At 59.5% G+C, this 22,496-nt stretch carries 16 protein-coding genes and 1 pseudogene; 7 read left to right on the top strand and 10 right to left on the bottom strand.

What is annotated here, in order from left to right:
- Positions 1–540 precede the first annotated feature (540 nt).
- Positions 541–3,009 (top strand): CoA transferase, encoded by a 2,469-nt coding sequence (locus WC370_03125; protein MFA5308462.1) that lies wholly within the window; start codon positions 541–543, stop codon positions 3,007–3,009.
- Between the two features lie 21 nt (positions 3,010–3,030).
- On the opposite strand, the gene WC370_03120 is transcribed toward WC370_03125, so the two are convergent.
- From WC370_03120 to WC370_03090, 7 genes and pseudogenes are all read right to left on the bottom strand, one after another.
- Positions 3,031–3,180: a hypothetical protein gene (locus tag WC370_03120; GenBank protein ID MFA5308461.1), complete on the bottom strand. Its 150-nt coding sequence runs from the start codon at positions 3,178–3,180 to the stop codon at positions 3,031–3,033.
- Between the two features lie 374 nt (positions 3,181–3,554).
- Positions 3,555–6,260: pseudogene (fdhF, locus tag WC370_03115) on the bottom strand (formate dehydrogenase subunit alpha).
- A 344-nt stretch (positions 6,261–6,604) separates the two neighbouring features.
- Positions 6,605–9,646 (bottom strand): NADH-ubiquinone oxidoreductase-F iron-sulfur binding region domain-containing protein, encoded by a 3,042-nt coding sequence (locus WC370_03110; protein MFA5308460.1) that lies wholly within the window; start codon positions 9,644–9,646, stop codon positions 6,605–6,607.
- Positions 9,630–10,151, bottom strand: a complete 522-nt coding sequence (nuoE, locus tag WC370_03105) for an NADH-quinone oxidoreductase subunit NuoE (GenBank protein MFA5308459.1) — start codon at positions 10,149–10,151, stop codon at positions 9,630–9,632. The genes WC370_03110 and nuoE overlap by 17 nt, the downstream gene beginning before the upstream one ends.
- Positions 10,152–10,532: 381 nt before the next feature.
- Positions 10,533–11,303 carry an MBL fold metallo-hydrolase gene (locus tag WC370_03100; protein MFA5308458.1) on the bottom strand — a complete coding sequence of 257 codons (771 nt, stop codon included), beginning with the start codon at positions 11,301–11,303 and terminating at the stop codon, positions 10,533–10,535.
- A gap of 35 nt (positions 11,304–11,338) precedes the next feature.
- A complete protein-coding gene (locus tag WC370_03095; GenBank protein MFA5308457.1) occupies positions 11,339–12,529 on the bottom strand; it encodes an HD domain-containing phosphohydrolase in 1,191 nt (396 codons plus the stop codon).
- Positions 12,530–12,575: 46 nt separating this feature from the next.
- Entirely contained in the window at positions 12,576–13,154 is a 579-nt protein-coding gene (locus WC370_03090) for a hypothetical protein (GenBank protein MFA5308456.1), read from the bottom strand.
- A gap of 352 nt (positions 13,155–13,506) precedes the next feature.
- Here WC370_03090 and WC370_03085 point away from each other — a divergent pair, with 352 nt between their 5' ends.
- From WC370_03085 to WC370_03060, 6 genes are all read left to right on the top strand, one after another.
- On the top strand, positions 13,507–13,944 hold the full coding sequence (locus WC370_03085) for a 4Fe-4S dicluster domain-containing protein (GenBank protein ID MFA5308455.1): 438 nt from the start codon (positions 13,507–13,509) through the stop codon (positions 13,942–13,944).
- Positions 13,945–13,971: 27 nt separating this feature from the next.
- On the top strand, positions 13,972–15,288 hold the full coding sequence (locus tag WC370_03080) for an FAD-dependent oxidoreductase (GenBank protein ID MFA5308454.1): 1,317 nt from the start codon (positions 13,972–13,974) through the stop codon (positions 15,286–15,288).
- A 22-nt stretch (positions 15,289–15,310) separates the two neighbouring features.
- The gene (locus WC370_03075; GenBank protein MFA5308453.1) at positions 15,311–16,453 is read left to right on the top strand and encodes a hypothetical protein; all 1,143 of its coding nucleotides are present in this window, start codon (positions 15,311–15,313) and stop codon (positions 16,451–16,453) included.
- 264 nt (positions 16,454–16,717) lie between these two features.
- Entirely contained in the window at positions 16,718–18,220 is a 1,503-nt protein-coding gene (locus tag WC370_03070) for a glutamate synthase-related protein (protein MFA5308452.1), read from the top strand.
- A 1-nt stretch (position 18,221) separates the two neighbouring features.
- A complete protein-coding gene (locus WC370_03065) occupies positions 18,222–18,986 on the top strand; it encodes a hypothetical protein (GenBank protein MFA5308451.1) in 765 nt (254 codons plus the stop codon).
- A 17-nt stretch (positions 18,987–19,003) separates the two neighbouring features.
- Positions 19,004–19,738: a response regulator transcription factor gene (locus WC370_03060; GenBank protein MFA5308450.1), complete on the top strand. Its 735-nt coding sequence runs from the start codon at positions 19,004–19,006 to the stop codon at positions 19,736–19,738.
- 72 nt (positions 19,739–19,810) lie between these two features.
- On the opposite strand, the gene WC370_03055 is transcribed toward WC370_03060, so the two are convergent.
- Genes WC370_03055 through WC370_03045 form a run of 3 tightly spaced genes read right to left on the bottom strand, consistent with a single transcriptional unit; the run spans position 19,811 to position 22,250 of the window.
- Positions 19,811–20,365: a Pycsar system effector family protein gene (locus WC370_03055; protein MFA5308449.1), complete on the bottom strand. Its 555-nt coding sequence runs from the start codon at positions 20,363–20,365 to the stop codon at positions 19,811–19,813.
- Positions 20,366–20,420: 55 nt separating this feature from the next.
- Positions 20,421–21,191: an MBL fold metallo-hydrolase gene (locus WC370_03050; protein MFA5308448.1), complete on the bottom strand. Its 771-nt coding sequence runs from the start codon at positions 21,189–21,191 to the stop codon at positions 20,421–20,423.
- A 48-nt stretch (positions 21,192–21,239) separates the two neighbouring features.
- Positions 21,240–22,250 (bottom strand): potassium channel protein, encoded by a 1,011-nt coding sequence (locus tag WC370_03045; protein MFA5308447.1) that lies wholly within the window; start codon positions 22,248–22,250, stop codon positions 21,240–21,242.
- Positions 22,251–22,496: the final 246 nt, after the last annotated feature.

The following is a 22,496-nucleotide window of genomic DNA, read 5'->3' as shown; positions in this document are numbered from 1 at the left end:
TCGGGTTTTACCTTGAATGGATTCCAGCCCCCGGTTGTCATAGGGGGCACGGCTGCGCGGGAATGACGGGGGTTATGAGCCGCCGGGGCGGAGGTTCGGTAAACTCACCATGAGCGCTTTGGCGGGGGAGCATAATGCCGCGCTCCCCGCAATAACAGCCAGTAGAAATCATTTGCCCCTTCTCCCCTCCTCACGCTATAAAATCCTCCTCTGCTCCTCCTTTAATGAAGGAGGACGAAGTATTCGGGTTTTACCTTGAATGGATTCCAGCCCCCGGTTGTCATAGGGGGCACGGCGGGGCGGGAATGACGGCGGGTTATGAGCCGCCGGGGCGGAGGTTCGGTAAACTCACCATGAGCGCTTCGGCGGGGGAGCATAATGCCACGCTCCCCGCAATAACAGCCAGTAGAAATCATTTGCCCATCCTCCCCTCCTCATACTATAATTATTCGGATTCCATGTTCATAAAAACCCGCCAAATCGTGTCTCAAACGTTTAGGGTTTAGATATTAGAGTTTAGAATTTCATCCGGAGGCCCTTATGCTTAGCTGCTACCGCATCCTCGACCTTACCACAGAGAAAGCGTTTATCGCCGGGAGGGCGCTATCGGACTTCGGCGCGGAGGTAATCAAGGTAGAGTCGCCGGGGGGAGACCCGGCCCGCTTTAGGGGGCTTTTCTACCAGGACCGGGTAGACCCGGAGAAAAATCTCACCTGGCTGGCCTTCAACGCCAACAAGAAAAGCGTCACGCTGGACATCACCACCCCGCAGGGCAAAGAGACGTTCCTGGCACTCGTGAAAACGGCGGACGCGGTACTGGAATCCTACGCCCCCGGCTACCTGGACAGCCTCGGCCTGGGCTATAAAGACCTGAGCGCCGTCAACCCCGGCATCGTGCTGACCTCCATCAGCGGCTTCGGGCAGGCAGGCCCGTACAAAGACTATAAAGACCCGGACATCGTGGTGCGGGCGCTGGGCGGCATGGTCTATACCGCCGGCTACGACGACCGCCCCCCCTTGACGACGAGCTACGAGCATACCCATACCCTCGGCGCCATGAACGGGGCGGCGGGGACGGTGATTGCGCTCATCCAGCGCGCCCACACCGGCCGGGGACAACACGTTGACGCCGTCACGCAGCAGGCGCTGGATATCGTCTGCTCGGCGGAAATAGAAGGCCCCTACGCCCTGTTCGGCCAGGTGCCCGCCAGGCACGGCCGGGCGCGGGCTTCCGTCACGCTGAAAGACGGCTCCACCTTCTACAACACCCTGCTCTGGCCCTGCAAAGACGGCTTTATCGCCCTCAACCTCCTGCTCAACCCCACCGCCGCCAAGAACAACCACTCCATGATGGAATACCTCAAGAAAGACGGCATCGACATCGGCTTCCTGGAAGGGTGGGACTGGGAGAAGAAAAGCTGGGAGCACATGACCCGCGAGCAGGCGGAAAAGCTGATGGACTCCCTGGGCAAGTTCTTCAACAACCACACCAAGGACGAGCTGCTCAAGCTGGCCATCGAAAACCGCTTCCAGCTCGGCCCCTGCAACAACGCGGCGGACATCCTCAAGCACCCGCAGCTGGCCGCCCGCAATTTCTGGAAGGAAATAGACCACCCGGAAATAGGCAAGCTGAAATTCCCGGGCGGGGCGGTGGTATCCAGCGAAAAATACGTCGGGCCCCAGAGGCGCGCCCCGCACATCGGCGAGCACAACGACGAAATACTAAAAAAGCTCAACGCCAGGATATCCGGGGCGAAAGAAAAAACCCCGGTCGGCGCGAACAAAAAACCCTTCGAGGGCATCAAGCTGGTGCAGCTATGCTGGGCAGGTGTGGGCGTTTACACCTGCAACTACCTGTCCCACTACGGCGCCACCACCATCCGCGTGGAGACCGCGACGCGCCCGGACCCGGTAAGGCTTTTCGCGCCCTTCGCCGCCACCAATAAACCCGGGGAGGCGCTGGGGCTGGAGCGCAGCGCTTTCTTTTCCATTACCCATACCGCCCCGGAAATGGACATCGCGCTCAACTTCAAAACGGCGGAAGGGGTGGCCATCTTTAAAAAGCTGGTGGCCTGGGCGGACGTGGTGGCGGAGGGGTTCCCCGCCGGCGTCATGGACAAGCTGGGCCTGGACTACGAGGGGCTGAAGAAAATCAACCCGGATATCATCATGTTCCGCACCTGCGGCTACGGGCATACCGGCCCGATGGCGGACCAGCCCGGCTTCGGGAGTATTTTGACCGCCGTCACCATGATGGACAACATCGTGGGCTGGCCGGACAGGGCTCCTGTGCCGCCTTCAACCTATTACACGGACCAGCTTTCCCCCATGTACGCCTCCCTCTCCATCATGGCGGCGCTGGACTACCGCCGCCGCACCGGCAAGGGGCAGTACATCGACCATTCCCAGGTGGAGACCGGCATCAACTACATGACGCCGCTCATCCTGGACTACCAGGCGAACGGGCGGGAGTTCCGGACGACGGGCAACAAGAGCGGCCACGCCGCCCCGCACGGCATCTACCGCTGCCAGGGCGATGACCGGTGGGCGGCTATCGCCGTGACCAGCGACGACGAGTGGCGCAGCTTCGTGAAAGCTATCGGCGGGCCCGGCTGGGCCAAGGACAGGAAATACGCCAGCGCCGCCGACCGCCTGAAATACGGCGACGAGCTGGACAAGCTGGTGGAAGCGTGGACTTTACAGTACCCGCCGGAGGCGGTGGAAACGATATTGCAGTCCGCCGGGGTGGGCGCGGGCACGGTGGCCGACGCCCGGGACATCGACGAAGACCCGCAGATGAACTACTACAACTTCTACCGGGAGATAGACCACCCCTACATGGGGCGGCTGCGCTATTACCACCCCGCCCCCATCAAGCTATCCGGGGCGGAAACGGCGGTGGGGCGGCCGGTGCTGGTGGGAGAGCATACGGACTACATCTGCACCAGGGTGCTGGGCATGTCTCAAGGCGAGGTGGACGGGCTAAGGGAAAAGGGCGTGTTCCAGTAGGCAGCCCGGTTACCGGAGAAACTAGTGCGAGCGGGTGTTCCTTTCGATGTTCCGGAGCACGGCGTGGTTCCTCTCGATGGCGTCCAGGACCTGACGCAACAGGGCCTGGTTTTCCGTGGAAAATTTATTGATGGCCGCCAATATCTTGGCGACATCCTCTGCATCCGCCATTTTACTATCCCCCCTCATAAAGTCGTTACAGTCTTGATACTAGCCTAAAGCGGCTGATACGTCAATAACCTGAAACAAGCACCCCCTCCCTGTAGCAGAGAGGGGGCGAAATTTAATCTAGATGGTATCCGGGTTTACTTTTCCGTCCGCGAAAGCAGCCACACCCTGATATGTTCCAGAAGGCGGCCAGTAAGCGCTTCTATTTTAGCGACGTCCCCGCTAACGACGGCGGCCTTTTCCGCTGCCGTGAGCTGATAGCCTTTCAGGGCGAGGTCAGGGCTGTTGAAAAGCAGCGCGCTGAAAGTGTCATCCCGGCTGGCGCGGAAAAGCACGGAAACCATCTCCGCGGGGCCGCCGGTCCGCGGCGCCCTGACAATATTCACCGGGCAGGTCTTGTAAGCCGGGGTGCCTGTAATGGGGTCCAGCGTGGCAGGGTCGGAGCTTATCAGCTCGTTGGTGGGCGTTTCTATAAAATGGAAAGCCATGTGCACCACGCCCTCCGGCACGATGCCGGAAACCAGCGCCCGGACTTTTACCCGGCCGTGGCGGGAGGTTACCTGAGCGATATCGCCATCCCGGATGCCAAGGCGTTCGGCGTCCGCCAGGCTGATTTGCAGCTCTTCTTCCGGCATCAGGGCGTTCAGTATTTCCGATTTGCGGGTCATGGTGGCGTGGTAGTGCACCAGGCGGCGGCCGGTCATCAGCATGAGCGGGTACTCCGCGTCCGTCAGTTCCACCGGCGGCTCGTACTTGAGCGGCACGAACCAGCCCTTGCCGGATGGCCGGGAGAAAACATTTTCATGCAGGATGCAGGTGCCGGGGTGGTCTTCACTCAGGCAGGGCCACTGCAAACTGCCTTCCTCAAGGCGTTTAAACGTAATGCCGCCGTAGCTCGGGGTGAGGCGGGCGATTTCCTTCATCACCGCGGCGGGGTCGGTATCCTCAAAGCCTTTGGAGCCCATTCTTTTAGCGATTTCGCCGACTATCCAGCAATCGTCCTTACTTTCGCCGATAGGCTCGATGGCCTTACGGATGAGCTGCACGCGGCGCTCGGTATTGGTGAAGGTGCCGTTCTTTTCCGCGTAGCTGCACGCCGGTAAAATAACGTGGGCGTATTCCGCCGTCTCGTTGAGGAAAAGATCCTGGAAGACGAAGAAATCCAGCTTGCTCAGCGCCTCGCGGACATGGGTGGCATCGGGGTCGGTCAGCACCGGGTTCTCGCCCATGATGTACATGGCTTTGATTTCGCCGCGGATGGCGGCCGGCAGCATCGTGGTCAGCTTCATGCCGACATTCGGGTTCAGCGGCACGCCCCAGGCCGCCTCGAACTTCTTGCGGGAGGCCTCGTTATTGACGGCCTGGTAGCCGGTGAAAACATTGGGGAGCGCGCCCATATCGCAGGCGCCCTGCACGTTGTTCTGGCCGCGCAGCGGGTTCACGCCGGAGCCGGGCTTGCCTATGTTGCCGGTGAGCATGGCCAGGTTGCCGGTAGCCATGACGTTGTTGGTGCCGTGGCTGTGCTCGCAGATGCCCATGGCGTAAAGAATGGTGGAGGGGCTGTTTTCCACGTACATGCGGGCGGCTTTTACCAGCAAATCAGGGGCAACGCCGGTGGTCTCCGCCACGTAGTCCAGCGGGTAGTTCTTCAGCTCCTCCAGGAAAGCGTCAAAGTTCTCACAGCGGCTGGCGACGAATTCTTTATCGTACAATCCCTCGTCAACGATAATGCGGCAGATACCCATGAGCAGGGCGACGTCCGTGCCCACCTTGTGGCGTATCCAGAGGTCGGCGTCCCTTACGAAGTCCACTTCCATGGGATTGGCGACGATGAGTTTGGCGCCGTTACGCACCGTCTGGCGTATTTTCATCGCCAGCACGGGGTGGGCCTCGGCGGTATTGGTGCCGATGGCCAGCACGCAGCCGGCGTTGCCGAAATCGTCGATATTGTTCGTCATCGCCCCGGAACCGAAGGTAGTGGCCAGACCGGCCACGGTGGGGGCATGTCAGAGGCGGGCGCAGTGGTCCACGTTATTGGTATGCAGCACCGCCCGGCCGAACTTCATCATCAGGTAGTTCGCTTCATTGGTGCTGCGCGCCGAGGAGACCACGCCCACCTGGTCAGGTTCATAAGTCTTTAGTTTGTTAGCTACATAATCCAGAGCCTCATCCCAGGAGGCAGGCTCGAACTTGCCGTTCTTCTTAATCAGCGGCGTTTTGAGCCGGTCTTTGGAATGGACGAACTCCGCCACGCCGAAGCGCCCCTTGACGCAGAGGTGGCCCTCGTTGGAGGCCCCCTCCTTATCCCCCCGCACGCTGATGATTTCATCGCCGCGGATGCCCAGGTAAACCTGGCAGCCCACCGCGCAGTAGGGGCAGGTGGTCTTTACCTCCCGGGTAATCATGCGGCTGTCACGGTAGGTCAGGGCGCCGGTGGGACAGCGGGAAACGCACTCGCCGCAGGTCTCGCAGCGGGACAAAAGTATCGGCTTGTTGCCCATCCCGGCGATGGTAGCCTGGTCGCCGCGGTAGGCTATATCGATGGCGTCGATGCCGGTAACTTCATGGCAGGCGCGCACGCAGCGGGCGCAGAGGATGCACTTGTTCATATCCCGGACATAAGCGGGGTTGCTGTCATCTTTGGGGACGGTGCGGGTGCTGGGGCGCAGTTTATCATAGTCCGCCTGCTCGACGCCAACGTAGCGCGCCACCTTTTGCAGCTCGCAGTTCTGGTTCTTGGCGCAGGTGAGGCAATCGCCGATGTGGTTGGCCATGATAAGCTGCATGGTCATCTGGCGGGACTGCTTGACCAGCACCGATTCCGTATGGACGACCATGCCGTCCGTGGCCGGGGTGGTGCAGGAGGTGGGCAGGCCGCGCATCCCCTCTATTTCCACCACGCACATGCAGCAGCCGCCGTAGGGTTTGAGGTCCGGTTCATAGCAGAGGGTAGGGATATAGAGGTCGATGCTCCGCGCCGCTTCCAGCACGGTGGCGCCTTTCTTTACCGCTACCTTTTTGCCGTCGATGGTTATGGTGACGGTGCCCGCCTGTCTGGTATCAGCCGCAGCCGGCGTATTCATCGTCATATTTTCCTCCGTTCACATAAGCCCTTCTCCCGCAGAAGGAAAGGACTTCTAAAAACCCACTCTATCTCCCCTTTCGCTCCGCTCAGGGCAGGCCCTTTACGAAAGGGAGACGATAATAGTCTACTACAAAATCCTTCTCTCATCTCCCTTTATCAAGGGAGACGATATCATTTTTTCAATTTCCTCCCCTTTTCCCCTCCCCTGGATTCCAGCTTTCGCTGGAATGACAAGCAAAAGAACCGGATTCCAGCCCCGATTAACATACGGGGTATGCTACTTTCGCTGGAATGACAACGTAAAATAGCGGATTGCTTCGGGTTATGCCCGCAATGACAATATTAATCTTCCTCCAGGTCACAGCGCAGGCAGCGCGAGGCTTCCTGCTCGGCCAGGGCACGGGTATAGCCCAGCTCGCCGGCCTTAAAGTCTTTTAGGCGCTGACCGGCGGCCCGCAGCGGCACCGCGGCGCGCTTTTCCACCCCGCCCTCCTCCGCCACGTAAGGCCGGGTTACCTCCGGCGCGGTCAGCTTTTCCTCGATGACGCCTTTACCGCCCAGGTACTTATCGATAGATACGGCGGCCTGGCGCCCGGCCGCAATCGCCTCGATAACCGAGGCCGGCCCGCTGACCACGTCCCCGCCGGCAAAGACACCTGCCGCGTCCGCCGCCAGCGTATCGGGGTCGGCTTTAACCGTGCCGTTCTTGTTTTTAGCCACCGCCAGCGCCTCCGGCAGGTCCGCCGCCTGGCCGATGGCGGATATTATCGTGTCAAAATTAGTATCGAACTCGCTGCCTGCCATGACCACCGGGCGCGGCCGGCCGCTATCGTCGATATCGCCCAGCTTCATGCGCACGCAGGTCATGGTGAGGTGGCCGTTGCTTTTCACAATCTTGCTCGGGTTGGTCAGGAACTCTATTTTAATGCCCTCTTCCAGGGCTTCATCAATCTCATCGTCCGCCGCCGGCATCTCTTCCCGGGTACGGCGGTAGAAAATAGTGACCTCTTTGGCCCCCAGCCGCCGGGCGGTGCGCGAGGCGTCCATAGCGGCGTTGCCCCCGCCGATAACCGCCACCTTTTCCCCCACCCGCACCTTTTTGCCCAGGGTCACGTCCCGCAGCATGGTAACGCAGTCCATGACGCCCGGTGCTTCCTCCCCCGGCACGCGCATTTTCAGGCCGGCGTGGGCGCCCGCGGCGATAAACACCGCGTCATAGCCCTGCTCTTTCAGCGCGGCGATGGACTCCACCCTGGTATTGAGCTTGAGCTCCACCCCCGCCCGCTTAATATAGTCGATTTCCGCGTCCAGGACATCGCCGGGGAGGCGGTAGCGGGGTATGCCCACCCGCATCATGCCGCCCGCTTCCGGCAAAGCCTCGAAGACGGTCACGGCGTGCCCGCCGAGCCCGGCCAGATAGTAAGCGGCGGTCAGCCCGGCCGGGCCGGAACCGATTACCGCCACCTTCTTGCCGGACGGCGCGGCGATTTTAGGCTTGACGCCGTTCTTGGCGGCGTTATCGTAAATATAGCGTTTTAAAGCCCTGATAGATACAGGCTCGTCGATTTGGCCGCGGCGGCACTTGGCCTCACAGGGGTGGATGCACACGTAGCCGCAGACGGCAGGGAACGGAATCCTTTCCCGGATGACCGCCAGGCCGGTGTCAACATCCCCCTCCGCCACCGCCCTGATATAGCGCGGCACGTCTATGCCGGCGGGGCAGGTATGGCTGCACGGCGCCTTGACCAGGCCCTTGCAGACCGCCGCCGGGCAGTGCAACTTCTTGATATGCGCTTCATATTCGTCACGGAAATAGCGGATGGTAGAGATAACGGGGTTGGGGGCGGTCTGCCCCAGGCCGCAGCGCGACCCCACGCTGACCGCTTTGCTTAATTCCAGGAGAAAATCTATATCCCCCGGGCGGCCCTTGCCGCTGGTAATATCTTCCAGGACATTCAGCATTTGCCTGGTGCCCCAGCGGCACTGGATGCACTTGCCGCAGGACTCCAGCTGGGTGAAGGACAGGAAATAGCGCGCCATGTCCACCATGCAGTTGTCCTCGTCCAGGACGACCATGCCGCCCGACCCTATAATGGAGCCGGCGGTGGCCAGGGTCTCATAGTCCACCGGCGAGTTCAGGTAAGAGGAAGGCAGGCAGCCGCCGGAAGGCCCGCCGGTCTGCACGGCCTTGAAACGCTTGCCCCTGGGGATACCCCCGCCGATTTCAAAGATAATTTCACTGAGCTTGGTGCCCAGCGGCACTTCCACCAGGCCGGAGTTGGCAATCTTGCCGGTAAGGGCGAAAACGGTGGTGCCTTTGCTCTTGCCCACGCCGATGGCGGCGTACCACTCCGCGCCCCGGTTGATAATGACCGGTATGGTGGCCAGCGTCTTAACATTATTGATAGTGCTGGGCTTGCCCCACAGCCCTGACTGGGCGGGGAAAGGGGGACGGGAACGCGGCATGCCGCGCTTGCCCTCGATGGAGGCCATCAGAGCGGTCTCCTCGCCGCAGACGAAAGCGCCGGCGCCCTCCTTGACGTGCATCTTGAAGCTGAAATCCGTGCCCATTATTTTATCCCCGAGGTAGCCGCGCTCCTCCGCCTGCCTGATGGCGATGAGGAGGCGCTTGATAGCCAGGGGATATTCCGCGCGACAGTAAATATAGCCCTCGGAGGCGCCGATGGCGTAAGCGGCGATGGTCATGCCCTCGATGACGGTATGGGGGTCGCCCTCCATGGTGGAGCGGTCCATGAACGCGCCGGGGTCGCCTTCATCGGCGTTGCAGATCATATACTTCTGGTCGCCGGGCTCGATGGCGCAATACTCCCATTTCTGCCCGGTGGAAAAGCCGGCCCCGCCCCGGCCGCGCAGCCCGGACTTCTTCACCTCGTCGATAACCTGGCGCGGCGTCATGGCGGTCAGGACTTTTTTCAGCGCCCGGTAGCCCTCCACGGCAATATAGTCGTCGATTCTTTCCGGATTGATATGGCCGCAGTTGCGCAGGATAAGGCGCTTCTGCTTCATGTAAAATTTGATATCGTGGTATTTGGCGATGGGCTCATCGGTCACGGGGTCGTGATAGAAGAGCCGCTCCACCAGCTGGTTATTTTTCAGGTGGGAATTTACGATTTCTTCCGCGTCCTCCACCTTGACGTGGGCGTAGAAGATGCCGTCCGGCTCCACCACCACAATCGGCCCCTGCTGGCAGAAGCCGTGGCAGCCGGTAAAATCAATCTCTACGTTGGACAGCCCGGCTTTTTTGACCCCGTCCTCCAGGGCCAGGCGAATCTGCTCGGACTTGGACGAGGTGCAGCCGGTGCCCTGGCAGACCAGCACCTTGCATTTTTTAGCGGGGGCATTGCCCTCATTTGCTATTTTCATGCTCTTTTCCCTCGCTGCGTTGGCCGAATATTTCCGCTACTTTCCTGGTGGTCATCTCACCGTGGGTCTCATTATTGATGGTCATGGTGGGCGCCAGCGCGCAGGCACCGATACAGGCTACCGTTTCCAGCGCGTATTCCATGTCCGGCGTGCTTTCCCCCGGCTTGATGCCGAGATAGCGCTGGACTTCCCTGAGAATACGGTCGCCGCCTTTAACGTGACAGGCGGTGCCGCGGCATACCCGCACCACGTTGCGGCCGGTGGGGACGAGTTTGAACTGGGCATAAAAGGTAGCCACGCCGTAAACCGTGGATTCCGGCTCCCGGACAAACCCGGCGATGCGGCGCATCGCATCTTCCGGCAGATAGCCCAGCGCCTGCTGGACCTGCTGGAGGATGGGTATCAGCTCCGATTTCCCGCCGGTGAAAGACTTGAGTATTTCGTCCACCCGGGCGGCGGTGCTTACATTCTCTTTTACGGCTGTTTTTGTTTCAGCAGTACTCATAAGGTGCCTCGCTTTAGCTGCCGCCCGTCCCACTGACAGCGTTCCGGGGGCGTTGATGAAGAAGGGAGGAAAATATCACGGGCTCTATAGTACGCCCTTTTTAATTATTTCATTTACTATAGCAAATATCAAGGGATGAAACCACAAGGGGAGTCAGCATTTATACCTAAACAGGGGGAGGGGGGGAACTAGTCCGCCGGGGACGGGGGATAGCACCGGCGGGGGGGAATGAAAGTATGGGCAGGTTATTCCAAGCACAACGAAGAACCCGCTTTCTGTACTGCCCCGGATTCTTCGTCATGCTTCCGTGGCGGGATTACTCAGAATAACATTTAAGGCGAATCCAAAAGGTTACGTGAAACGGTAATGCTACCGTTTCTTCTAGACCGTTAACCGCATTTCTTCCCGCGCCACGGTAATGGGAATTTGCAGGTTGGCCGCTACCGCCGCCAGCTCTTCCCTGATGGTGGACTCGAGCACGGCGTCAAGGTGGATGGCGAGTACCTCCGGCAGATATCCTTTAATCTCCCGGAAGCTGACAAGCTCCTGTTCCAGCAAACGCGCCGTGAGGTGCCCCGTTTGGCGGGCCATCTCCTCACAGGCGTTGGTAAAAGTTACTTCTATAATCAACAGCTGCGGGGAAACATGCCGCCAGCACTCATTGAGCCCCGGCCCCGTATCCCCGGTATAAAATAAAGTCTTGCCTTGTTTATCGCTGATTTGATAGCCTACCGCCTGGCCGGAGTGGTGCACCGGCACCGGCAGTATACTGTGGCCGTCTATCCACTGCAAGCCGTAAGGCTCTATCTCCAGGAAGACCAGCGTAGGCTTCTTTTCCGGTATATTCTGGAAATCCGGGTACACCACCGCGTTCAGCATGTGGTCTTTGATAACATCGCCGACTTCCGGGGTGGTATACACGTCCAGGCTGGAGCCCAGGCGGCACAGGTTAAGGGCCAGACCGGGAATGTCCCGGATATGGTCCAGGTGGTGATGGGTCACGATGACCGCGTCCAGCTTTTGCTGCTCCTCCATGGTGAGCCGGGAAGTGAGGCCGCCGGCCTCTACCGCCAGCGTGCCGTCCACGAGGAAAGTAACGCAACTGGTGCCGGTGGACTCATTATTATGCGCGCCGAGAATGCGAATATCCATTATTTCTCCCCTTTTTCCCTTCCGCCGCGGCCTTTTTACAGTTTACCCAGGTCCGGTAAACCTTTCATCTGGGCTAAATCCCGGGGCGCCGCTTTCAAGGTATTGAGGCGCAGCGCGGAAATCAAAGCCTTGACGGCCACGGGGCAGAACTGGCTGCCGGCATAGCTGTTCAGCTCCCTGACGGCCTCGTCTATGGGCATGGCGGGGCGGTAAGAGCGGTCGGTGGTCATGGTATCGAACGCTTCGGCGACAGCCAGCAGGCGCGCCCCCAGGGGTATATCCTCGCCGCTAAAGCCGTTGGGATAACCGGCGCCATCGTATTTTTCATGGTGGCAGAGCACGATTTCCCCCACCTTATCCAGGAACGGGATTTCATAACAGAAGTCAGCGCCCGCCAGCGGGTGATTCTGCATTATTTTCCACTCCGCCGACGTCAGCGGCCCGGGCTTGCTCAAGATGCTGGAATCAACCGCCATCTTGCCGATGTCATGCATCATACCGGCGTATTCCAGCTGCTCCAACTCCTCGGCGTTGAGGCAGAGGACCACCCCCGCTTTGACGATGTACTCCATCACCCGCAGGGAATGCCCTTTGGCATACAGCTCCCTGGCGTCAACCATCGCGGCCATAGCCTTGATGGTGTTTTTGTAGGCTTCCAGCATAGTCTGGTGCGTCCGGGTATTATCTATAGCCATCGCCGTCATGTTGGCTACGGAGATTACCGTTTCCAGGTCCTGCTCGCCGAAAATAGTCCCATCCTTCTTGTTCAATACTTCCACGACGCCGAGTATCTTGTTGTTGACACTCAGCGGGGCGCAGAGCAGCGACCTGGTGGTAAAGCCGGTGGTGTCATCTATCATCTTGTGGAAATTGGTGCTGCGGCTGACATCGTTAACGATAAGCGGCTTGCCGGTGCGCGCCACCTGCCCGGCGATGCCGTACTGGGTATTGAGTTTCACCTGGCGCAGCGCTTTGCCAACCGTGCCGGTAGCCGCCTCGAAGTACAGCTCCTGGCTGCTGTCCCGGAAGAGCAGGATGGAAGCCGCGGCGGCGTTAAGCGTCCGCTGGGTCATCCTGATGACCTGCTCCAGCATCTTCGACACGCGCATCTGGGAGAGGTCTCTCCGGTTTATCTCAAAAATCATTTGCAGCCGGCTGCTGTTCTCCTGCTCCACCGAGCTGGGCGGACTGTATTCCGGGCGCGTTATTTCTTGACTATTCACCATATTCATATTCCTTGTGTCTTTCCCAGCGGTTTACCGGCAACCGGCGCTAGGCGAACGCTGCTACAGTTTCCATTGAACAGTAATGCTGCCGGGTCCTTTCCGGCAACCGTTCAAATTCATCTCTAGCTACCCAGACCTGCTCGTCCTCCCCCCGCTCCCTTGATGGAAACGTATTTGGGTACGAACATCCGGGCATAGTCCGGCGGCATATTTGCTCTTCCGTCAGATGGTGGGCGTCCCAGACCACCAGCAGCCCATCGCCCAGGAACTTAACGAGCACGGGCAGCTCCATCCAGAAGGTGCTGCGGGTGCCGTCGTTTTCCTCGGTCATGCCTTCCTTGATGCTGGTAAAAAACCAGTCCAGGAATTTATTGAGGAAGCGGGGTATAGCCAGGTAGGCGTCCACCTGGTTGCAGAAATTGGTGAAGCCGGTAAGGTCGAAGACGGCGGCTACCGCCTCTTTTTCCTGGCAAGGCATGTTGACATCGCCCAGGTCCAGCATGGCCGGGTTGAACCGCCGGGCGATTTCCTCATTCAGCAGCTTGATGCCGCTGCCCTGCGCGCCGGGGAACGCCGAACGCTGCCGGCTGCTCCTTATTCTCCTGACGATGACTCGTTCCACCAATTTTACTACATCCGTTACTATAGATTAGTTCTAAGGTAATATTAGTCTCAAGGATGTAAATAAAACATAAACACAGCTATGAAATGCCTAAATTTTTTGTTAATAAAGGCAGGTAACGTTAACGGGTACCGTCCGCTACAGATTTTTCCCGGCGCGGCGGGTCTTTCCGGTAAAGGGGGGCGGGGTAAATAACGCCGCCGTCTTCACAACCGGCAGTAGTACCGGCGCTACGGCGCCACCCCGGCCTCCCGCAATAAATATTTCATACGGGCGGTATTGACAAACCATTTGTAATTTGATATTATTAACATGCGGTAATCGGTTGCCGCATTCCGCATCTTTTGGGGGCAATATGAAACAGGTCATTATCAAGGACAAGGTCTGCATCGGCTGCCACCTCTGCGAGGTCTACTGCCTACAGAAGCACGCCGGCACCCAAGACCTGGTCAAAGCCTACAAAAAAGAGAGCCCCCGCGCCATCCCCCGCCTCCGCGTGGATGAAAGCGGCGTCGTCTCCCTCTCCGTGCGCTGCCAGCACTGCGTGGACGCCCCCTGCCTCCGCGCCTGCCTCACCGGCGCTTTATCGCGCGACCCCGTAACCTCCCTGATAGAGGTGGATGAAGAGCGCTGCATCGGCTGCGGCACCTGCGCCCTGGCCTGCCCGCTCGGCGTGCCCAGGCTGGATAACGTGAAAAAGGTGATGGTCAAGTGCGACCTCTGCCAGGACGAAGAAATACCGGTCTGCGTGGCCAACTGCCCCAACGAGGCCCTGGTCTACGCGGACATCTAAAAATATCCCCACATTCAGGTGATTCAAATGACAGTGAAAAAATTAGAGTATCTGATTATCGGCAACTCGGCCGGCGCTATCGGCGCGGCGGAAGCTATACGCGAGGCGGACACGGCGGGCACGCTCGCCATCGTCTCCGATGAGCCCTACCCCGCCTATTCCCGGCCGCTTATCTCGGACTACCTGGCGCACCCCGGGCCCATCGACCGGATGCTGTACCGCAAGCCGGATTTTTACGAGAAGAACGGGGCGCGGGCCATCCTGGGCGATAAAGCGCTCAAGATAAACCCCGACGCCCGCACCGCCGCCCTGGCCAGCGGACTGATGCTGACCTGGGAGCATTTGCTGCTGGCGACCGGCGGCACGCCCATCGTGCCCAATACGGAAGGCATCGACCTTAAGAACGTGTTTACCTTTAACCGCCTCGATGACGCCAAAGCCATAGACGCGGCCTTCAACCCGCACCGGCGGCTCAAGGCGGTGGTCATCGGCGGGGGGCTTATCGGCGTGAGCGTCACGGAAGCGCTGATGAAGCGGGGCATGGACGTGGTTATCGTGGAGATGAAAGACCGCATCCTGAACACCATCCTGGATGAAGAGGCCTCCGCCATGGAAACCACGGCGCTGCTGCTGGCCGGCGTGACCATCATCACCGGGCATACCGTGACCAGGATTAACAGCAACCTGCGCGGCGAGGTCAGCGGCGTGACCCTGGACGACGGGCGGCTGATACACTGCGAGATGGTAATCGCGGCCATCGGCGTGCGGCCGCGCCTGGACCTGGTGACCGGGACCGGCATCAAGACCGGCCGGGGCATCACCGTCGACCGCCACATGGAGACTTCGGAAAAGGATATTTACGCCTGCGGCGATGTGGCCGAGGCTTTCGACTTCGTTACCGGCAACAACCGCCTCACCCCCATCTGGCCCAACGCCTACGAGGGGGGACGGGTGGCCGGGCTCAACATGGCCGGGCAGCCCACCGAATATAAAGGCGGCACCGCCATGAACGCTTTGAAATACTTCGGCGTTAACGTGGTATCGGCCGGGCTGGTCGTTTCCCCGGACAACTCTTATGAAACGCTGATAAACCGGCGGGACGGCATTTACCGCAAGGTAATACTGAAAAACGGCAAACTGGCGGGGCTTATTTACGCCGGGGATATCGAGAAGTCCGGGATTGTCTATAACCTGATGAAAGACGGCGCGGACGTTTCCGCCTTCAAGCAAGCCCTCGTGGCCGATGATTTCGGCCTGGCTTCCCTGCCGGAGTCGCTATGGCGCTCCAAGCTGGCCAGGCCCGCCGCGGCGGAAAAGCCGGCGGCAGCCGTCACCGGACACTAGTATTTCCCGGAAAGGATTTCCCATGAAAAACTTCCTGCGCATTAATAACACCTTCGGCGACGATAAAGTAATCGACGCCTGCTCCATATTCGGCGCGATGGACAAGTCCGGCCGGCGCTTTTCCGGGGAGGGCGTTATCCGGGCTATCGCCAACATGCACGACCGCGGCAACGGGCTGGGCGGCGGCTTCGCCGTTTACGGCCTGTACCCGGAGCACGCGGACAAGTACGCGCTGCACCTGATGTATTTGAGCGGACGGGACAAGCAGGACACCGAGGCGTTTTTGCGGGACAATTTTACGGTAGCCTACCAGGAAGAGGTGCCCACCCGCGCCACGGCGGCCATCAAGAACCCGCCGCTGGTCTACCGCTATTACGTGGATGTCCCGGACACCCTGACGGAAAAGCTTTCCGCGGACGATTACGTGGTGTCCAAGGTGATGCAGATAAACACCAGCGCCAATGACAGCTTCGTATTCTCCAGCGGCAAGAACATGGCCGTTTTCAAGGGGGTGGGCTTCCCGGAGGAAATAGCGGAATACTTCCGCCTGGAGGAATATAAAGGCTACCTGTGGACTTCCCACGGGCGGTTCCCCACCAATACGGCGGCGTGGTGGGGCGGCGCGCACCCCTTCTCCATCCTGGACTGGACGGTGGTGCATAACGGGGAAATCTCCTCTTACGGCATCAACCGCCGCTACCTGGAGCAGTTCGGCTACCAGTGCACCATGCAGACGGACACGGAGGTAATAGCCTACGCGGTGGACCTGCTGATGCGCAAGCATAACCTGCCGCTGGAAATAGCCGTTAAAGTGCTGGCGGCGCCCTTCTGGGACGACATCGGGCGGATGCCGGAGGCCGAGCGGGAGCTCGACAGCGCGCTGCGGCTGACTTACGGCAGCCTGCTGCTGAACGGGCCCTTCGCCATTATCATCGCCCACAGCGGGGAGATGATCGGCCTGACCGACCGCATCCGGCTGCGGCCCATGGTGGTGGGGGAAAAGGGCGATATGGTCTATCTCTCTTCCGAGGAATCCGCCATCCGCCTGGTCAGCCCGGAGCTGGACAACGTCTGGAGCCCGGTGGGCGGGGAGCCGGTCATCGCGCGGCTGAAGTCGGCGGCCCGGCCCATGACCAAAGCTAAAGAGAAAGCGGCGGCGCGGTAAGGACTATTAGTTTGAAGGGATTTGCCTGGATTTTCATGCTGAGCGAAGCGAAGAATCCCGGGGAGGAGAGGGGGAAAGCGTTAAAAAATCTCCCTTAATCCCTCTTTTTCAAAGAGGGACAATAGTAAAGGTTAAATAAGGAACATAGTACCGGGAAAATGATATCGTCTCCCTTTAATAAAGGGAGAGGCGAGAGGGATTCGGGTACCCCCTCGCCTTAATCCTCTCCCGCGGAGGGGAGAGGAAACTTAAGAGGAAACTGAAATGAAAACTTTACTAACATCCAAATTTTTAATACACCGTGACGACGAACGCTGCATCCGCTGCCAGGTCTGCGTCAACCAGTGCAGCTTCGGCGCCAACTATTACGATGCCGAAGAGGACAAAATCAAGAGCAAGGAAGAAAACTGCGTGGGCTGCCACCGCTGCGAGGTGTTCTGCCCCACCAACGCTTTAAGAGTGACCTACAACCCGCTGGACTACCGCGGCAACTATAACTGGCGGCCGGATATCATCGAGGACATCACCAAGCAGGCGGAGACCGGCGGCGTGCTGCTTACCGGCATGGGCGATGACAAAGGGCAGCGCATTTACTGGGACCATTTAGTGCTCAACGCCAGCCAGGTGACCAACCCGTCCATCGACCCGCTCCGCGAGCCGATGGAACTGACCACCTATCTGGGCCGCAAGCCGGAGCGCGTCGAGGTGGACGCCAGCGGCAAACTGAAGACCAAAATTCCGCCGCAGGTCCGGCTGGAAATGCCCGTCATGTTCTCCGCCATGTCCTATGGCTCCATCAGCCTGAATGCCCAGGAGTCCCTGGCGCGGGCGGCCACGGAAACCGGCACCCTCTGGAACACCGGCGAGGGCGGCCTGCACCCCAGCCTTATCAAGTACGGGCAGAACGCCATCGTCCAGGTGGCGTCCGGGCGCTTCGGCGTACATTCGGAATACCTTAACGCCGGGCGTATCGTGGAAATTAAAATCGGGCAGGGCGCCAAGCCCGGCATCGGCGGACACCTCCCCGGCGAGAAAGTCAGCGCCGAGGTCTCGCTTACCCGCATGATTCCGGAAGGCACCGATGCGCTTTCGCCCTTCCCCCACCATGATATCTACTCCATCGAAGACCTGTCACAGCTGATTTACGCCCTGAAAGAGGCGACCAACTATACCAAGCCCATAGCCGTGAAAATAGCCGCCGTCCACAACGCCGCCGCCATCGCCAGCGGCATCGTGCGGGGCGGGGCGGACATCGTGGTTATCGACGGGCTGCGGGGGGCGACCGGGGCGGCGCCCAAGGTCATCCGCGATAACGTGGGCATCCCCATCGAGCTGGCGCTGGCCTCCATCGATAGTCGCTTGCGGCAGGAAGGCATCCGGCACCTGGCGTCCATCGTCGTTTCCGGCGGCTTCCGCAACAGCGGCGATATCGCCAAGGCCATCGCCCTGGGGGCGGACGCGGTCAACATCGGCACGGCGGCATTAATCTCACTGGGCTGCCACGTCTGCCAGCAGTGCCATACCGGCAAGTGCGCCTGGGGCATCTGCACCACGGACCTCCGCCTGACCAAGCGTATCAACCCGGAAATAGGGGCGCGGCGGGCGGCCAACCTGCTCCGCGGCTGGAGCATCGAGCTGAAAGATATACTCGGCGGGCTGGGCGTCAACGCCCTGGAAAGTCTGCGCGGCAACCGTTTGCACCTGCGCGGCATCGGCCTGTCCGATACCGAGCTGAATATACTGGGCATAAGAATGGCAGGTAACTGATATGACGACGACTATGATTAAAGAATCCGTAACCACTATCGATACCGCCGGCGTTTACTACCGGGACCTCAATACCCGCCTGCGGGAGCTGGTGGCGGCCGGGGCCGGGAAAATAGAGCTGCGTAACGTTCACGGCCAGCGCTACCTGGGCACCGACCTGAACCAGCCGGTGGAACTGGAGATACACGGCACCCCCGGCAACGACCTGGGCGCTTTCATGAACGGGCCGCGCATCACCGTCCACGGCAACGCGCAGGACGGCTGCGGCCACACCATGAACGAGGGGCAGATAGTGGTCCACGGCCGCGCCGGTGATACGGTGGGGCTTTCCGCGCGGGGCGGCAAAATCTATATCCGCGGGGACGTGGGCTACCGCGCCGGCATCCACATGAAGGAATATAAGGAAAAGAAGCCGGTTCTCGTCATCGGCGGGACGGCGCAGGACTTTGTCGGCGAATATATGGCCGGCGGCGTGCTGATTATGCTGGGCCTGACCCTGGGCGAAAGCCGCAACCACTGCGCCAAGTACATCGGCACGGGCATGCACGGCGGCGTCATATACATCCAGGGCAACGTCGCCCCATTCCAACTGGGTAAAGAGGTAGGCACCGCCGGGCTCGATGAAAAAGACATGGTCGTCCTGAAAGAGCACGTCACGGCCTTCGCGGCGTTCTTCGGCTACGATGCCGCGGAAATACTCGGCCGCAAGTTCATCAAGCTGTATCCCAAGTGGCTCCGGCCTTACGGCCGACTTTATGCCTATTAGGCGGGGTTGGGTGTATAATGTTAACGCAAACCGTTGCCAGCCGTGAATCATCAGCCCCGGCGCTACCCGCCGGAAAAGGTACGATGACCAGTTTGCTGATAGTAACCGCGGAAGCTAAAACGGCGCTCTCCATCCAGGCGCCCCTGGCGCGGAGCGGATTCGCCTGTGCCGCCGTGTCTTACGATAACGCCGCCGCCGAATTTTCCCGCCAGGCGCCGGAGTTGGTTATCCTGGAGCTCAGCGGCCGCGACGATGCCCGGGAGTGGAAGCTCATCTCCCGCCTGAAGAAACGGCCGGACCTGCCCCTCATCGCCCTGGTGCCGGAACAGGCACTGACCGTGCTCGACGACCACCCGGAGATAGACGACTTCATCGTCGGCGCTTATAAAGAGTCGGAGCTGGTCTTGAGGGTGAACCGCCTGCTGCACCGCTCCGGGGACAGCGTCAACCCCGATGAGATAAGGTGCGACGGTCTGACCATAGACATGGTGACCTGTGAGGTCACGGTCAACGGCGGCAAGGTGGAGCTGACCTTTAAAGAGTACGAGCTGCTGAAACTGATGGCCGCCAGCAAGGGACGGGTCTATACCCGCCAGGTGCTACTGGATAAAATCTGGGGGTATGACTACTTCGGCGGGGACCGGACGGTGGATGTCCACGTACGGCGGCTCCGCGGCAAAATAGAGGACGGCAACCACACTTACATAGAGACGGTGCGCAACATCGGCTACCGTTTTATCAAGAACGCCTAACCTCTCCCCCTATCCCCTCACCCCTAATCTCTAATCTCTAATCTCTAATCTCTAATCTCTAATCCCTATCCCCTACGTTATGGGCGGCATTTTACCTATGTCCATGTAGTACAGGAACAGGTACACAATCATGGTCAGCTCAATGGCCAGGCAGGAAATCACCAGGATAGAGCCGCGCTGAACATGCCGGTACTTGGCGGCGTTTATCTTGGCCACGCTGAAAATCTGGCGGATGTAAATATCCGCAATCTGCGCATCGTCCTGGAGCAATGCCTGGAGGGTATTTTTGTAGGCGGCGGCGGTGGGGAAGGTGCAGATGCCGGTAAAGAAGGCGGGGTCGCAGGTAAGGGCGTTGTCTTTCGCCTCGGTATCGATGGTGTCCCGCCGGATCCTGGGCCTGATGGCCATGACCAGGCTGACAATGGCGTACAGGGCGCAAAAGAAATAGAGGGTGATTATTACCCCGGTAAAGATGTTGATGGGGATAATGCGGTAATAGACGACGAAGAAGACCATGAACACGCCCAGGATAGACAGCAGCGATATCGATTTCTGGTCGGCGCGTTCCACCAGTCGGTTCTCGTTGTCCAGGATTCTCAGTACAATCGGCAGGTTGGTTGTAGACATTTTGTTCCTCCTTGTCTCCGGCCCGGCGGGGACGTCGCCGGAAAAACGGCCGGCACTAAAGCTCCAGCTGCATACCTTCAGCGGCTACGGTGATATCCGTCTTTAAAGTTTTGGCCACGGCGGCCAGCCCTTCCACCACCTCGTCCTCCAGCAGCGGGTCGCGGTGCACCACCACGATACGCGGCAGCTCGCCCTTGACCGCCCACAGGTCCGTCAGCTCGGCCAGCAGCAAGTCCGGCGTCAGGTGTCCGGTGCGGCGGGCATAGTCCTCCTGGCCGTTGGGCATGGTGGTCTCGATAATCAGGAGCTGAGGGGACACGCGCTTCCAGCACTCGTGCAGTCCCGGGCCGGTATCCGCGGTATAAAACACGCATTTGCCCCGGGCGTCGGTTACCTGGTAGCCCACCGTGCCCTCCACGTGGTTCACCGGCACCGCCAGCACCTGGTAACCGGCTATCTGTCTCCGGCGCAGCGGGGTGATACTGCGGAAGCTGATGGTGGGCTTTTTAGCCGGCAGCCCCTGGAACCGGGGATAGACATGGCCGTTAAGCAGGTGGTCCTGGATAATGGCGCGCACGTGCGGCCGGGCGTAAATATCAATTCTCGCGTTCATGCGGAAAGAGTTTAAAGCCAGTAGCGGGATGTCCATGATATGGTCGAAGTGGGCATGGGTCAGCAAAATGGTGTTCAGGCTTTTCTGTTCTTCCAGGGAAAGCGATGAGGTCAGCGACCCGGCGTCTATGGCCAGCTTGCCGTCTATCAGGATAGACATGCACCTGGCCGCCGTGGTCTCGCTGCTGTGGGCTCCCAGGAGTGTAACTTTCATGAGCGGGCGATGCCCCCCTCCCTACCCGCCTCAGCCAACGGGAAAAGTTTACGGTTCATGATTAAAACAGCCCTCCAGGTCTTTTCTTTCTTCCGGCGTGGTCATGACGATTATCTTGTCATCGCAGTCGAGGCTGCATTCGTTGCGGGAGGGATTATATATCCATTCATCCCCTTTTTTAATGGCCAGCACCAAAGTGCGGGGAAACTTTTTCAGGTCGAGCGAGGAAAACGGTTTGCCGGCGAAGGACTTGGGCACGGCTATTTCCTCCACCCGCAAAGCTTCATCCCGGCCCCGCATCATCCGGTCCAGGAAGCCCACCACGGTGGGCCGTATCATCTCCGATGCCATGCGCATCCCGCTGATATACCCCGGGGACACGATGGAATCCGCCCCGGCCTGTTTCATTTTATCCTGGTTCTTGATTTCATTGCACTGCGCCACAATGCGCAGCGCCGGGTTGAGCTGCCGGGCGGAAAAACAGATGACCAGGTTCTGGTTGTCATCCGGCGTGACGGCGAACAGCCCGGCCGCTTTCTCGATGCCGGCTTTTAGCAGGATATTATTGTCCGTGGCATCCCCCTCGATGAACACCGAGCCGGACAGGGTTTCCAGGCTTTTTTCTATCTTGCTTTCGTCGACGTCGATAATAATGTGGGAGCGCTTGGTCTCCCGCAGCTCGTGGACGATGTGATGGCCGGCCCAGCCCATGCCGCAGACGATGTAATGGCCTCTGGCTTTCTCGGCGAATTTTTCCATCCTGCGCCTCCTGAATGACTTGGTCAGCTGCCCCTCCACGACGGTGGCGGTCAAATTGGTGATGATATAAGCCAGCACCCCGATGCCGGAGAGGGCGATAAAGACGGTGAATATCCGGCCGCCGGTGTTGCCGGCCAGGTCAATCACCTCACCGAAGCCGATGGTGGTGATGGTTATCACCGTCATGTAGATATAGTCGAAGAAAGGGTAGCCGCCGCCGCTGATGAGCCAGTACCCCACGGAGCCCACAATGACGATGACCGCCAGGATGATGACGCACCAGATATACTTTTTATACATCCATCGCGCCCCGGGGCTTTAAATTTTCCGGTCGGCTAAAATTTTTCTTTGCATTACCGTTAAAGTAACCGTCCATTTGCCACCCCCTGATGCCGCCCCCAGCCTCAGGCGGTGTTGACAACTCACCTGCGTGGAATTATACTGAAGCGTAAATGTCTACTCCGTTTCAGGCGTAACTTTGGTAAACGGAGTAACTTACTTTCGGCTAAAAGAATATCAGAAACAGGGACGAAAGGCAAGGCTGCG

The organism is Dehalococcoidales bacterium (assembly GCA_041652735.1).
In the GTDB taxonomy this organism is placed as follows: Bacteria; Chloroflexota; Dehalococcoidia; order Dehalococcoidales; family RBG-16-60-22; genus RBG-13-51-18.
This window is presented reverse-complemented; position numbering and strand designations above follow the sequence as displayed.